This window comes from Shewanella septentrionalis (assembly GCF_025370265.1).
Classification (GTDB): domain Bacteria; phylum Pseudomonadota; class Gammaproteobacteria; order Enterobacterales; family Shewanellaceae; genus Shewanella; species Shewanella hafniensis.
This window is the reverse complement of the sequence record NZ_JAMTCC010000120.1, coordinates 1-789: the sequence shown is the minus strand read 5'-3', so window position 1 is coordinate 789 and position 789 is coordinate 1. Positions and strand designations below refer to the sequence as shown.

General features: G+C 47.8%; 1 protein-coding gene. It reads right to left on the bottom strand.

All coding sequences use genetic code 11. The features are described from left to right. On the bottom strand, positions 1-789 hold a 789-nt coding region (locus NE536_RS23045), incomplete at both ends, for an AAA family ATPase (RefSeq protein ID WP_342455094.1).

Genomic DNA, 789 nt, shown 5'->3' with positions numbered 1-789 from the left:
CGCGTAAGTTTTTGCAATCAGGTTAACCCTGTCACTGTCTTTGCTTTCATGCAGTCGCATGGCTGTGTTGCTTTGTTTGGTGGCGACCCAGTTGCTTTCGTTTACGTTACCTTTTTTAAGTACCTCGATAGCGTTACCGGCTTTCATGCCTTGCTTGGCATTGGCGTGATTGAGCAAAATCACTTTACTGTTACCCGCTTTGGCTTGCGCGAGCAGGGCATTAAAGTCGTTAAGGCCGAGTTTATTGGCGTTCTCAACCACTAAAATATCGCGGTTAGTGTTGTTGGCCGTTTTAGTAAAGCTGCTGAGTGTATGGGTGTGGTCGGGTTTGAAGTGGTTCATTATCCACTTCACCACAGTCGATGAATCGCGTTGCACTCGTTCACTGGTTTGCAGTTTGCTTTTCATGTCTGGGGTAATGATGTGAATACGTTTACCGTTGGCTTCACCGACATTGAGCAGGGCTGTGGCGAGTTGTTCGCTACTGCCAAAAACGTTCACTAGGTTAACTTGTTTGGTACTGGCGAACAGTTCAGAGACTTTCTTTTGGTTGTCCGCATTTAAGCCTTTGCCTTGAAGCGTGTTGATATCGACCACTTGGCGCATGTTGGCCGTTTTTGGCTTGATGCTCTCTAGCAGGTTGGTTTCTGCTTTGAGGTGGGCGGCGCTGGTAAAGGTCGCAGACTCTTTATCAAGCGGAATGAGTGCGCCATCTTCAATGTGCTTATCGAGTGCCAATTTAATATCGAGCGCATCGAGCTTCTGGCCTTGCGTAAATTCAAGCGTGGC